We start from the raw sequence: 13,858 nt of genomic DNA, 5'->3' as shown, positions 1-13,858 counted from the left end.
GGGGCCTCGGCACGGTGGCCGGTCAGCGCGAGGTCGCGGACGACGCCCCACAGCTCTGTGCGGTTGCGCGGGTCGAGGCCGGTCGTCGGCTCGTCCAGGAACAGCACCTGGGGACGGCCCACGAGGCTCGCGGCGAGGTCGAGCCGGCGCCGCATGCCGCCCGAGTAGGTCTTGGCCGCCCGGCCGCCCGCGTCGGTGAGAGCGAAGCGGCCGAGCAGGCGGTCGGCCCGCCGCCGTGCCTCCGCTCTCGTGAGGCCCAGCAGGCGGCCGATCATCACCAGGTTCTCTACCCCGGTCAGGGTCTCGTCGACGGCCGCGTACTGCCCGGTCAGCCCGACGAGCGTACGCACCTGGTGCGCCTGCCGGACCACGTCGAACCCCGCCACGTGCGCCCTGCCTCCGTCCGGTCGCACGAGCGTCGCCAGGATCCGCACCGCTGTGGTCTTCCCGGCCCCGTTCGGGCCCAGGACGCCCAGGAGGCGGCCCCGCGGCACCTCCAGGTCCACTCCGTCGAGCGCCCTCGTCTCGCCGTACCGTTTCGTCAGCCCCTCGGCCTGGATCGCATATCCCATGGCGTCTCCTCCGTTCGTGTGCGCCTTCGCTGCGTCTCCGCTGCGTCCTCCACTGTGCGGAGCGGCGCTGACACCTCACTGAGGGCGGCCGCCGGCCGCTGACATATCGCTGACAGCGGCCGGCGGGCCTACGCGAACACGCAGGGGAGGGCAGCGAGGGGGTGCACGGCGTCGCCTTCGCCGCCGAGCTCACGCGGGCACACTCCGAGTCATGCGGGCGCGCTCCGCGCGGGTATGGCCCGAGCCATGCGGGCATGCTCCGCGCGGGTATGGCCCGAGTTCGCGGGCGTGCTCCGAGTCACGCAGGCGCGGCGCGCGTCACGCAGGTACGGGCTGCGCCGTTCCTCGCTTCGTGACCCCAGCGGGAAAGAGAGCGTGAGACGCGCGGTCCGCGCTGGTGCGATTTGCGCGCGTCCACGGGGGGACGGGAACCGGGCGGAAGAGGAACACCTGGTCGCGCTGCCCGGTGCACGACTGCTGGGCGAGCTCGGCGCCGGGGACCACGTCGGGCTCGCCGTACAGCGCTCCGAGGCACAGCCCGCTGTGCAGGGGGCGCAGTGCGAACCCCGCCCCGGCGGGCACCAGCACGAAGCGCTGGTGCCGGGCTCCGGTGCAGTTCTCGGGGGCGACCAGCGCGCCCGGGCCGCGCAGTGCCTCGTCGACCGTGAGGCAACCGACGCCCTCCTTGGGATGGTGCCACTGGATCTCGTAGGCGCCGCCGCCGGCCGCCCGCAGGTAGGTGTCGGGGACGAGATCCTGGCAGGGACGCTGCACGGCCAGTGGCCGGTCGGTCCTCCCGTTGCGTTCGCGTCCCTCCCCGAGGCACAGGTCACGGTCGGCGACGTGCAATGGGACGACGTGATACCACCCGTCGCGCGGGGGGCGCTTGCTTCCGGCCGTCGGGACGGCGAGGGAGGTGGCGGGCGGGGTGTGGTGCTCCTCGGGAGCGGCCGAGGGCCGCGCGTCGCCGCCGGCCCAGGAGATGCGCAGTTGCGCCAGGACCGCGCCCGTGGCGAGGAGCAGGACCGCGGCGACGGCCCCTGCCACGGTGAGCCGCCGCAGTGCCCGTGTCCCCAGCCGTACGGCTGCCGCGTCAGGTCCTGGCGGACCGCCCGCCCCGGCGGGTGCGGCGGGATCGGTCTGGGCTGTGGGATCGACCTCGCCTGCGATGTCGGCCTGAGCCCTGGGACCGGCCTGGGCTCCAGGACTGGCGTCGCCTGGGGAATCGGCCTGGCCTGCGGGGTCCGTCGGAGCGCTGGGATCGGCCCGCCTTGCGCGTTCCGCCTGGCGCGTGGAGTGGGCCCGCGCTGCGGGGCCGGTCCGGCCGGTGGGATCGGCTCGGGCCGTCGAATCGGCCTGGCGGGCGGTTCCGGCCTGGACCGTGTGATCGGCCTGGTCGCGCTCGCCGAGACCGCCGGGGTCGGCGCTGCCGGCCTCGTCGCGCCGGACATCAGGGCGGGGCTGCTCCGGCGGTCCGGTCGGGCGGTTCCGGCCTACGGCCGTGTCGTGCGGATCGGCCGGGGGCACCATGCCTGCGGCCAGCCGTTTCCTGTGCGCCACCCAGCGCGCCGTCTCGGCCTCACCGAGCCCGCAGGCCCGTACGAAGGCCGCCACGAACTCCTCCCTGGGGAGGGTCGTGCGTCCGAGGGCCCCGGCGATCGTGCTGCTGGGCAGCACGTCTCCCGACGCCTTGGCGGCGGCAGTGAGCTGCCGGTAGGTCAGACCGGACCACTGGCGGAGACGGCGCAGCGCGGCGACGAATTCGGCGGCGGAGGCGAGACCGTCCGGCTGGGGAGGCGCGCTGAACGGCCCTGACACGACGATCCTCCCAAGCCACGCTTCGGCGTCGATCCGGGCGAAACACTAACAAAGATCGATGACGCGAGGCAGCCCCCCGAGTAAGCGCGCAGTCCGGAGAGCTGGAGGCGGCCCAGGAGCATGAGCAGGATCCTTGATGTCCTCGTCGGACATGTTCATCCCCGCGGGCGCGGGGCCGACTCCCACGCCATGGCGAAGAACGCCGACGTGCGCTGTTCAGCCCCGCGGGCGCGGGGCCGACGTCGTGGCAGTGAGCGACGCCCGCCCGGACCGGTGTTCATCCCCGCGGGCGCGGGGCCGACACTTGCTGAGCTGCGGCTTGCTCTGTCGTTGTGCCCGGCCGCGCTTGGTCACGTACGGCTTGCTGCCGCCAGTGCCGTGGCCGGTGCCGACGACATGGTCGTGGTAGTGCCGGTAGCCGACGCTGCCGGGCTCGATGGTGCCGCCCGGGCGACGGCCCGGCGCGTGGGTGCACCAGACATGCGGCCTGTTGGCGCTCCGCGGCCGCCACGGGTCGATCGGCGAATCGAGCTTCGCCCCTCGGACGACGATCGACGCGTCGGCCGGCGCCATGGACATGAGGCCGAACGGCTCAGCCGTCCCGTTCTGCCGCAGCCCCTCCTGCCTGGCGACCGTCCGGGTGACGGTGAAAGGCCGCTCCGCCGGCCGACAGGTGCGCGGGCGCCTGCGGCGGTGGCCCCGTGACCGCCGCGTGCGCCGTCCGTGGAAGCGCGACCAGCGTGCGGGCGGTCACGACGGTGGTCGCCGGGATCACGCGTACGCGTGTCCACCGTGATCGTCGACGCAAGGTGAACCTCCATGGGGAAGGCCCCGAGCCCCGGCCGTACTCCGGAAGAGGGGGCGCAATACGGAAGATCCTCGATGGACGGGACACAGGACAAGATCCACGAATGTGCGGAACTGTTCCGGACGCCTCCATGCGGTCCGTGCCGCGTGGGATGCCACGAGGGGCGCGTCCGGTCCCGCCGCGAACCGAGTCTTCCCGGATACGAGTCCTGGGGGCGATGAGGACGCCGCGTGAAGAACATCCGGACCGGAACATGCGCCCGCTCAGGATCGTGAGCAGGGGCCCGGACAGACGGCGGAAGGCCGCTCGGCGAGTTCGCGAACCCGCCGACCGGCCTTCACACGTGGAGTCGTGACCACGCCGGTTCGGTGTGACGGCTCTCGATGTCAAGGAGAAGCGCCACGACCCGCCCGCGCACCAGCAGCAGGCTGTCGCGGATCAACCCCACGTGGGAAGCCCCCGTGTCCTGCGTGGTCAGTGCGCGGAAGCCACCGTGCCCTGTGCGGTCAGTACGCGGAAGCCACCGTGCCCTGTGCGGTCAGTGAGCGGAAGCGGCCGTGTCCTGCGTGGTCAGTGCGCGGAAGCGGCCGTGTCCTGCGCGCTCAGTACATGGAAGCCGCCGTGTCCTGCGTGGTCAGTACGCGGAAGCCGCCGAGTCCTGCGCGGTCAGTCCTGCTTGCGCGCCCCGAACATGATCTCGTCCCAGGTCGGCACCGACGCCCGGCGTCCGCGGGACTTGCGGGGCCGCGGGGGAGCCGGCTTCGGCACGGGTGGCGCGGGCGTCTCGGGCTTGGTGTCCTTCGGAGCTTCCTTCTGCGTCTCCTTCGCCCCGTCCTTGGACGCGTCGCCGGTGCGCTGCGCCTTCCGCGCGTCCCCCGCCCGGGGCGCCGGAGCGGCGGCGGGAGCCTGCGCAGCGGGCTGTGCTGCGGGTGTCTGCGGCGCGGGCTGTGCTGCGGGTGCCTGTGCTGCGGGCGCCTGAGCAGCGGGCGCCTGAGCAGCGGGCGCGGCCTCAGCCGCAGGCTGCGCGGGCGGCACGGCCTGTGCCGCTGGAACCTGGGCCGCCGGGGCCGCGGGCGTGGTGGCGTCCGCCGCAGGAGCGGCAGGCGCCGGAGTGGGCTTCGGTGTGGGCGCAGCAGTGGGCGCAGCAGTGGGCGCAGAGGCGGACGCCACGGTGCTTTCCGCAGCGCTCTCCGCAGGCGTGCTATCCGCGGGCGTGCTCGGCGCGGGCACGCTCGCCGCTGTCGCGTCGGCCGCGGGGCTCGCAGCGGGTTCCTTCGCGGACTCCGCCGGTGGAGCAGGCGCGGGCACGGTGACGGGAACGGCGGCAGCCGCGGACGCTTCGTCCCTCGCGTCGCCCCCGGCCGTGTCCGCGGCCGTGTTCGTGTCGGCAGCCGTGACCGGGGCCGGGTCGGCGACCGGCTGCGAGGCAGGCGCGGCGGCCGGTCCCTCGGCCGCTGGCGCGGTCTCCGCAGGTGCGGCGGCCTCCACGGCGGCTTCCATGGCGGCTTCCATGGCGGCTTCCACGGGAGCTTCCGCAGGGGCCTCTGCAGGGGCCTCTGCAGGGGCCTCCACAGCGGCCTTCACGGTGGCCTCCACGCTCTCGCGAGCGGCGGCGTGGGCCTCGGCGTTCTGGGCGGACGCCACAGCGGCCACGTCGTCCGTGGCCCCGGCGTCCGCCGTCCCCGAACCCACAGTCGGTTCGGCAGAGGTGCTCGTGGTCGTCGTCGCGTCCTCGGGAACCGCCCGCTCCACGGGTGCCGCCGGGGGCGCGGCCTCCTGCGCCTCATGGTGGGACGGCGCAGGAGCGACACCGGCTCCGCCGGTCACGGCGCCCTGCGCCGCATCCGCAGCGGCCTGCGCCGCGGCCTGCCGTCCCGCGATGTCCTGAGCGTCCGTACGGCCCGCGCCGTCCCCGGCGGGCGTACGCGGAGGAGCGGCCTCGGCCGCGGACGAGGTCTGGGCCGGGCTCTCCACCCTGGTCTCGGCGGCGGGCGGCGGGAGTGCCACATCGGGGCTCGCGATGAGCGACTGCGGCAGCCGGAAGGGCACCGGGGTCAGCTCGGGCCGGTACGCCGCGGGCTCGTCCGCGTACGGCTCGGGCCGCTCGGGGCGGCCGGTCTCCGCGCGCAGCGGCGGGCTCAGCCGCGGCGGCGGCACGGGCTCGGGAATCACGGCGGGCTCGGAGCGTACGGCGGGCACGCTGAGACCCGGCTCGTCGCGGCGGGGGGAGGGCTCCACGGGCAGCGGCGGCACCGGGGCGAGCTTGGACGCCAGGCGGGGCATGAAGGGACGCACGGTGGCGTCGTCCCGCTCGGGCTCGACGTATTCGGCGGCCGACAGGCGCATGGCCTCGTCGTCGTTGGGAGTGATGTGGCGGCGGCGCGGGTCGAAGAGCCACTCGGCGTGGCGGGTGTGGCCGTTCCAGACGAAGCCGAGCCGCACGCGCCACAGGTTGTCGTCGCGCTTCGCGGAGTCCCAGTCGATCTCGTCGGCGGGCACGCCGCGCCGGGTGAGCCGCTCGGCGACCAGGTCGCCGAGCGTGGGCCCGGGGGTCGTCTCGCCAGGCATGCGGACCGAGACCCGCTGGGCCTGCTGGGCCATGTATTCGCGTTCCTGGAGCACCGGCCCCTCGAACCAGCGGACTCTCTCCACCGGAATACCGGCGGTGGCCGCGATCTCCTCCGCCGTCTCGCCGGCACGAATGCGCGCCTGGATCTCCTTGGGACGCAACGGGCTCTCCACTTCGATCTCGTACTGGCCGAGACGGGAGAAGTTGCCGCGGACCGCAGCGCGGAGCCGGTCGTCGACGGGCAGCGTGAAGCGCGTGCCCCGCCCGGCCGTCGCCAGGACGAGGTACGTTCCGTCCTCACTTACCGCGACGAGACGGAGCTCCTGCATGCGAGTCCCTTCGTCGTCGTGCTCTGTCTTCCCCCGGACCCTTGAGTCTCTCGCGTGAGCCGGTTGCCTTCCAGCACCGTACCCGGCATGTCCGAACATCGCCTCGCCAGGGGGCGAGGCAGGTGTTGTGACGCCGGTCACATTTTTCGCGTTCACCTTTCCGCAACCTGTCGGTCGTGTGGGAGCGGCAGTCCGTGGACGGCGGCCGTGCCGCCGATCCGGCCCACAAGGCGAGAGCGAGGGTCGTGTCTCCTCAGGTGGTGCGCGCCCACCGCCCGTCCGTACGGCACGGGCGCGGCGCACGGCGACGTGACCGTGCCGTACGCCGTGCGGCCGGACCTGCGGGAGGGTCTCATTCCTGCTTGCTCCCTCGGGTTCGAGTGGCGCGCCGGGCTCAGGTGTGCCCGTGCTCCGCAATGTGCCTGCCCGAGGGCCGGCGCGGGCAACGCGACACGCGGAAGACGCCGGACCGTGGAGAGGGACTTTACGCGGGGATGGGGTCAGCCTTCCCGCGACGCGCCGAGCACCCGGTCGAGGTAATCGTTGGAGAACAGCCCGTCCGGGTCCATTTCGCGGCGGAGTGCGAGGAAATCGCCGAACCGCGGATAGACGCCGCGCAGGTAGTCCGCGTCGCGGGTGTGCAGTTTGCCCCAGTGGGGCCGGCCTCCCAGCCTGACCATGATCTCTTCCACGCCGTCGAAGTACGCCGGGTTGGGCGCCTGGCGGTAGACGTGGCAGGCGACATACGCCGAGGGCCTGCCGTACGCGGTGGAGAGCCATGCGTCCGAGGGCGGCGTGACCCGCACCTCGACCGGGAAGGTGATCGGCCAGCCCGCCCTCTCCACGAGGTCCCGCGTCTCCCGCAGGGCCTGGGCGAGGTGGTGGCGCGGGATGGCGTACTCCATCTCCAGGAATCGGACCTCGCGCACCGACGTGAAGATCTTGTAAGAGGTGTCGACGCACTCCGACGTGCCGAGCACGCGCGCGGAGATCCCGTTGATCGAGGGCACCGCGCCGGGGAAGCGGGCCCCGAGGGCGCAGGCCGCGCCGAACAGCGTGTTCTCCAGGAAGACGTTGTCGAGCCAGCGCTTGAAGGCGGCGGGCGGCCGGGCCGGGCCGGTGTCGCGGTTGTTGCGCTTGACCAGGCAGGTGTCGGTGTGGGGGAGCCAGAAGAAGTCGAGGTGGTCGTCGGCCTCCGTCAGGTCGTCCAGCGTGTCGAGGATCCGGCTGAGCGCCATCGGCTCGCGGCGGTTGCGCAGCAGGAACGCGGGCTCCACCCGGAACGTGACGGCGGTCAGCACGCCCAGCGCGCCGAGGCCGACCCGGGCCGCGTCGAAGAGGTCGCCCTCGCGCACGGTCGTCACGGAGCCGTCGGCGAGCACCATCTCCAGCTCGACGACCTGGTCGGCGAGGCCGCCGACGTGCCTGCCGGTGCCGTGGGTCCCGGTCTGGATCGCCCCCGCGGCGGTCTGGGCGGTGATGTCGCCCATGTTGGCCAGGGCCAGGCCGCGCCGGTGGAGCTCCTCGTTGAGCGCGTGGAGCGGGGTGCCCGCGGCGACCTTCACCCACCCGTCGCCCGCGTCGAGGACGCCGGTGAGCGCGCCGGGCCGCAGGAGGATGCCGTCGGTGAGCGCGACCCCGGTGAACGAGTGCCCCGTGCCGGTCATGCGCACCCGCCGGCCCGTCTTCGCTGCGTCCCGTACGGCGTCGGCGACCTCGGCGGCCGACGCGGGGGTGCGGATCTCGGCGGGCCTCACGGACTGGTTGCGCGCCCAGTTGACGAAGGCGTCCATGCTCCTCCTCGCCCCGGCACAGTGCCCAAGGTGAAACTGTGCCCCGGGGGTGAACCGTGCCCCAAGGTGAAACCGTGCCCCGGGGCGAAACCGTAGCCCTGAGGTGAACATGAACACTACTCATGAGACGCCCCGCTGCCTACGGGCCGCTCAGTTCGTGTGCTGGTGACGCACCCGGACAAGCGCGGAGCCGGCGAGGCCCACGACCGCCGCGAGCAGCGCGCAGGCGTAGGAGAAGCCGTACGCGTTGGACGCCCCGAACGCGTCGGTCAGCCGTCCGCCCGCCCAGGAGCCCACGGCCACGCCGAGGTTGATCGAGGTGGTGACCCACGCCATGCCCTCGTTGAGCTGGGCCGCCGGGACCATGCGCTCCACCAGCGAGAACCCGGTGATGATGGTGGGCGAGATGGACAGGCCGGCGACGAACAGCGCCAGCGCCATGACCCGCACGTCGCGCATGAGCAGCACCGGTGTGAGCCCGGCGGCGAACAGCGAGAGCCCCCGGACGAACCGGGCGCGCAGGCTGATCTTCCAGTGCCGCGAGCCGTACCACAGGCCGGAGACCGCGCTGCCGCACGCGATCGAGGCGAGCAGCAGACCGGCCGCGCCCTTGCTGCCGTGCTCCTCCGCGAAGGCCACGGTGATGATGTCGACGGAGCCGAACACCGCGCCCATCGCCAGGAACACCGCCGACAGCAGCGCCACTCCCGGGATCGCGATCGGGGACCCGGCCGCCCCCCGGTGCCGTACGGCGGGCGGCTCGGTGCCGCGCATCGCGGCGAAGGCCAGCGTGCCCGACACGGTCAGCACGATCGCGGCGATCAGGCCCGCGTAGGGGTTGATCGCGATCGTGAGCGCGGTCACGAAGGCCGGGCCGCCGACGAAGATCACCTCGTCGGCCACGGACTCGAACGAGAACGCGGTGTGCAGCTTGGCGGGATCGGCGAGCACGTGCGACCAGCGGGCCCGGACCAGCGAGCCGAGCGAGATCCCGGTGGCCCCGGACACCGCACCGGCGGCGTACAGCGTCCACTCGGGCGTCCCGGAGTGGGCGCACAGCATCAGGGTGGTGAGCGAGCAGGCGTGCATCAGCACCAGCGGGACCAGCACCCGCGCCTGGCCGAACCGGTCAACCAGCCGCCCGGTGAGGGGCCCGGCCACGGCGACCGCGATCGAGAAGGTCGCCGCCACCGCCCCCGCCTTCGCGTACGAGCCGGTGATCGCGGTGATCAGCAGGATGACGCCGATGCCGAGCATCGACATGGGCGCCCGGCCGATGAACCCCGCGATGACGAAGCCCTTGACTCCGGGCGTGCCGAACAGCCCCCGATACGGCCCGACCATATTGTGTTTCCCCTTCGGCACTGTGCTCGGCACTGTCGTGCGTGTGCGTCCGGGCCGGCCGTACGACTGCGGCGGCGGCCCCGAGTGGTCCCGGGACACGCGGACGGCGTTTGTCTCCGGTTTGACCATCGCGTACCCGCTTATCATGAGGCAAGTGATTTTTCCGCACCGGGGGTGGAGGGTCTGAGGTGAGGTCGTCCACTCATTCCGCCTCCACACGGCTGCGCCCGATCGTGACCGGCCTCGCGGTCGTGATCTTCACTGTTATGGCCGCGGGCACCGCCTTTCTGGCCACCTGGCCGGGCGACGGCGCGCTCGCGGCCGGTGGCGGCCCGGCGGAGAAAGACCGCGCGCGGGGCGGCGATCCCCGTCCCGCCGCGCGGGCGACGGCGCAGAGCCTCGTGCCCGACCGCACGCTGCCGTCGAGCGCGCCCGTCATCGGCGGGCCCGGCGTGCAGGTCACGCTGCCGCACCTGATCGCGATCTCCCCCAAGCAGGTGCCGCAGAGCACGCTGTTGAAGATCGCCAAGCTGCGGCACGTGCAGAAGGTGGCGGTCGCCGACGGCGGCCAGGTGCGCGTGTCCGGCACGGCCCTGCGGCTGCTCGCGGTCGACCCGGCCACGTTCCGGTCGTGGACGCCGAAGAACGTGGCCGACCACCCGGAGGTGTGGAGCGCGCTGGCGCGGGGCGAGCTGGTCGCGGACCCGGCGGCGATCAAACGTCTCGGCATGGTGCTGGGCGCGGAATACCAGATCGACGGCGGCCCCAGGCTGCGCGTGGCGGCCTCGGCCTCGCTCGGGCTGCCCGGCGTGGACGGCCTGGTCAGCCGGGACCTGGGCCGCAGGCTCGGCTTCCCCTCCGGCGTCGTGGTGCTGGTGCACGGCGACGCGGCCAAGGTGAGCGACAAGTCGGTCGCGCGTCTGCTCGGCAAGAGCGCGCAGGTCGTGCGGGTCGGCGCGGCTGCCGTACGGCCGCGGCCGCAGGCGCAGGCGACCCCGGGACATGCCCTGGTGGGACGGCCCACGAGCTACCTGGACCTCTACCAGCGGTCCGCCACCGTCTGCCCCGGCCTGTCGTGGACCGTCCTCGCCGCCATCGGCCAGGTCGAGAGCGGCCACGGCCGCAACAACGGCCCCTCGTCGGCGGGGGCGCTCGGGCCGATGCAGTTCATGCCCGCCACCTGGAAGGCGTACGGCGTGGACGGCGACGGCGACGGCGAGGCGGACATCTGGAGCCCCTACGACGCCGTGCCGTCGGCCGCCAAATACCTGTGCGCCAACGGGGCCGGCGCGGGTGGCGAGAAGCTCAGGAAGGCCGTCTGGTTCTACAACCACTCCTGGGACTACGTGAACAAGGTGCTGTCGCTCGCCGACGCGTACGCCCGCGCGTACGCCTCCTGACGCGCGGGGGACCTGCGGGTCCTGACACGCGGGGGACCTGACGGACCTGCGGGCGGAGGGACCTGACAGCCCCTGCCGGCGGAGGGTCCCGCCGCGGCGGCCGCCACCGGCCGTTCCGTCGTGGAGCCGCTATTGGCCGGGGCGTGCGGCGGGCCGGACGGGGGCGGGGCAGCAGGTCGCCGCGCACGGGGCAGGCTCCGGCTCGGCGAGCAGCTCGGACACCATCGACACGAACCGCGGATGGGTGCCCGCGGTCGAGGCCCTGGTGAGGGCCATGCCGAGCTTCTCGGCCGTGGCCGCCGCCTCCACGTCGAGGTCGTAGACGACCTCCATGTGGTCGGAGACGAACCCGATGGGCACCAGGACGGCCGACGGCACACCCTCGGCGTGCAGCGCCTCCAGGTGGTCGCAGACGTCGGGCTCCAGCCAGGGCACCTGCGGCGGGCCGCTGCGGCTCTGCCAGACCAGGTCCCACGACCGCCCCTCGTCCACCTGCGCGGTCACCAGCTCGGCGGCCCGCCTGAGCTGGGCCTCGTACGCGCCCCCGGTGGGCCCGGCGGTGCGGGCCATGGAGACGGGGATGCTGTGCGCGGTGAACACGAGCCGGGCCTGCTCCCGGACGTCGGCGGGCAGCCGGTCGAGGGCCTGGCGGGTGTGGTCGGCCATCGCCGCGATGAAGCCGGGATGGTCGTAGTAGTGGCGGAGCTTCACGATCTCCGGAGCGTCGGGGACGGCGGCACGGGCACGGGCGATGTCGTCGAGATACTGCCGGCACGACGAGTAGGAGCTGTAGGCCGCGGTGACGAAGGCCGCCGCCTTGCGGACGCCGTCCTCCTTCATCTGCCGGACCGTGTCCTCCAGGAACGGGTGCCAGTTGCGGTTGCCCCAGTAGACCGGCAGGTCGACGTCGAGCGCGGCGATCAGGTCGCGGCACTGCTGGTTGATCGGGCTGACGCCGCCGAACCCCTGGTAGTGCGCCTCGACCTCCAGCAGCCGCTCACGCGGCACGCCCCGGCCGCGCACGACGTTCTCCAGGAACGGCATGACGTCGTCGGGCTTCTCCGGCCCGCCGAAGGAGACGACGAGCAGGGCGTCGTATCCGTTGGTGCTCACCATGCGCCACACCTTACGCGGCGGGTACGACGGTTCCGTGCGCGCCTGACGGCTTGGGTGGTGCGTGCGTCAGAGAGTAGGTTCGAGCGGTGACCCAATTTCCGGACATCCGCGAATACACGGCTCTGCCGCGCGTGAACTCCCTGCGGCTGTCGCCCGACGGGACCCGGCTCGTGTCCGTGGTCCAGTCCCTCAACCCCGACGGCAAGTCGTACGGCACGGCGCTGTGGGAGATCCCCCAGGAGCCCGGGGGCGAGCCCCACCGGCTGACCCGGTCGGCGAAGGGCGAGGCGGGGGCCGAGTTCGCCCCCGACGGGACCCTGTTCTTCGTCTCCCGCAGGCCCGACGAGACGGTGAAGGAGAGCGGCGGCGAGACCGCCGCCCTGTGGCTGCTGCCCGAGCGTGGCGAGCCGGCGCGCGTGGCCACCCGCCCCGGCGGGGTCTCCGCTGTGCGGGCGGCCGGCGGCACGGTCGTCTACGCCTCCGAGGTGCTGCCCGGCGACGAGGCCACCGAGGAGGAGCGCCGCAAGGCCCGCGACGAGGCCGGGGTCAGCGCGATCCTGCACGAGGGCTATCCGGTGCGCTACTGGGACCACGACCTCGGCCCGGCGCAGACCAGGCTCTTCGCCGGCCGCGCCGGGGGCGAGGGCCTGGAGGACGTGCGCGACCTCACGCCGGAGCCCGGCGGCGCGCTGGACGGGCACATGTCGTTCGACGTCACCCCGGACGGCCGCACCGTGATCGCGACCTGGCGGGTTCCGCTGGGGAACGGCGACCTCCGCTGGGACCTCGTCGCGATCGACGCCGAAGACGGATCCCGGCGCACGCTCGCGACGTCCGAGGGGCACGACTTCATGGGGCCGATCAGGGTGTCGCCCGACGGGCGGCACGTCGCCTGCCTGCGGGAGCACCACGGCACCGAGGAGACGCCGATCGCGCTCGACCTGTGGGTGGTCGACCTGGCCACCGGCGAAGGGCGCGCGGTCGCCGAGGAGATCTTCCCCGGGTCTGTCGCGTGGGCGCCCTCCTCCCGGGAGCTGTTCTTCTCCGCCGACCACCGGGGCCGCAGGCCGGTCTTCCACGTCACCTTGGACGGCGACGTCACCAGGCTGACCTCCGACGACGGCGCTTACGCCGAGCTGTGCCCGGCACCCGACGGTTCGGTCTACGCCCTGCGCGGCGCGATCGACTCGCCGCCGCGTCCGGTGCGCGTGGCCGCCGACGGGTCGGTGACCACGCTGCCCTCGCCCACGCCGCCGCTCGACCTGCCCGGCACGCTGACCGAGGTGACCGCCACGGCCGAGGACGGCACCGAGATCCGGGGCTGGCTGGTCGTCCCCGCGGACGCGACCGCCGAGAACCCGGCGCCGTTCCTGCTGTGGATCCACGGCGGCCCGGTGTCGAGCTGGAACGACTGGAGCTGGCGCTGGAACCCCTGGATCATGGCCAGGCACGGCTACGCCGTGCTGCTGCCCGACCCCTGCATGTCCACGGGCTACGGCCAGGACATGATCCGGCGGGGCTGGGGCGACTGGGGGCCGGTGACTCACGCCGACCTCATGGCGATCACCGACGAGTGCCTCAAGCGGCCGGAGATCGACGAGCAGCGGACGGCGGCGATGGGCGGCTCGTTCGGCGGCTACATGGCCAACTGGGTCGCGGGACACACCGACAGGTTCCGGGCCATCGTGACGCACGCCTCGCTGTGGAACCTCGACCAGTTCGCCGGCACCACCGACGGCGCCAACTTCTGGCAGCGTGAGTTCGGCGCTCCCGGGTCCGCCCGCTACGAGCGGCTGTCGCCCAACCGGTCGCTGGGCGACATCAGGACGCCGATGCTGGTGATCCACGGCGACAAGGACTACCGCGTGCCGATCGGCGAGGGCCTGCGGCTGTGGTGGGATCTCCAGCGCTCGGGGGTCGAGTCGAAGTTCCTCTACTTCCCCGACGAGAATCACTGGGTGCTCAAGCCCGGCAACGCGGTCGCCTGGTATGAGACGGTTCTGGCCTTCCTGGCGCAGCACGTCCTGGGCAAGGAGTGGACCCGTCCGCCGTCCCTGGGCTGACCGTTGAATGGCGGTACATCCTGGTTTGGGAGGATGTCACCCGTGC

At 73.3% G+C, this 13,858-nt stretch carries 8 protein-coding genes and 1 pseudogene; 2 read left to right on the top strand and 7 right to left on the bottom strand.

The window, feature by feature from the left end; genetic code table 11:
* Positions 1–29: 29 nt before the first annotated feature.
* The 6 genes and pseudogenes from FLV34_RS04555 to FLV34_RS04530 form a co-directional block, all read right to left on the bottom strand.
* A pseudogene (locus FLV34_RS04555) lies at positions 30–572 on the bottom strand (ATP-binding cassette domain-containing protein); the annotation flags it as partial.
* Between the two features lie 318 nt (positions 573–890).
* A complete protein-coding gene (locus FLV34_RS04550; RefSeq protein ID WP_147942440.1) occupies positions 891–2,390 on the bottom strand; it encodes a helix-turn-helix domain-containing protein in 1,500 nt (499 codons plus the stop codon).
* A gap of 216 nt (positions 2,391–2,606) precedes the next feature.
* Positions 2,607–2,969: a hypothetical protein gene (locus FLV34_RS41290; RefSeq protein WP_222709407.1), complete on the bottom strand. Its 363-nt coding sequence runs from the start codon at positions 2,967–2,969 to the stop codon at positions 2,607–2,609.
* 895 nt (positions 2,970–3,864) lie between these two features.
* On the bottom strand, positions 3,865–6,096 hold the full coding sequence (gene sepH, locus FLV34_RS42190) for a septation protein SepH (protein ID WP_261985653.1): 2,232 nt from the start codon (positions 6,094–6,096) through the stop codon (positions 3,865–3,867).
* Positions 6,097–6,596: 500 nt separating this feature from the next.
* The gene (locus FLV34_RS04535) at positions 6,597–7,889 is read right to left on the bottom strand and encodes a D-arabinono-1,4-lactone oxidase (protein WP_147942439.1); all 1,293 of its coding nucleotides are present in this window, start codon (positions 7,887–7,889) and stop codon (positions 6,597–6,599) included.
* Between the two features lie 150 nt (positions 7,890–8,039).
* Positions 8,040–9,233: an MFS transporter gene (locus FLV34_RS04530; protein ID WP_142645518.1), complete on the bottom strand. Its 1,194-nt coding sequence runs from the start codon at positions 9,231–9,233 to the stop codon at positions 8,040–8,042.
* 188 nt (positions 9,234–9,421) lie between these two features.
* Here FLV34_RS04530 and FLV34_RS04525 point away from each other — a divergent pair, with 188 nt between their 5' ends.
* A complete protein-coding gene (locus FLV34_RS04525) occupies positions 9,422–10,633 on the top strand; it encodes a lytic transglycosylase domain-containing protein (RefSeq protein ID WP_260617102.1) in 1,212 nt (403 codons plus the stop codon).
* Positions 10,634–10,762: 129 nt separating this feature from the next.
* Here FLV34_RS04525 and FLV34_RS04520 read toward each other — a convergent pair whose 3' ends face one another.
* Entirely contained in the window at positions 10,763–11,749 is a 987-nt protein-coding gene (locus tag FLV34_RS04520; protein ID WP_147942438.1) for a ferrochelatase, read from the bottom strand.
* Positions 11,750–11,835: 86 nt separating this feature from the next.
* Here FLV34_RS04520 and FLV34_RS04515 point away from each other — a divergent pair, with 86 nt between their 5' ends.
* The gene (locus FLV34_RS04515; protein WP_142645516.1) at positions 11,836–13,812 is read left to right on the top strand and encodes a S9 family peptidase; all 1,977 of its coding nucleotides are present in this window, start codon (positions 11,836–11,838) and stop codon (positions 13,810–13,812) included.
* The last annotated feature ends 46 nt before the right edge of the window (positions 13,813–13,858 follow it).

The sequence above is a fragment of the Microbispora sp. CSR-4 genome (assembly GCF_008033685.1).
In the GTDB taxonomy this organism is placed as follows: Bacteria; Actinomycetota; Actinomycetes; order Streptosporangiales; family Streptosporangiaceae; genus Microbispora.
This window is presented reverse-complemented; position numbering and strand designations above follow the sequence as displayed.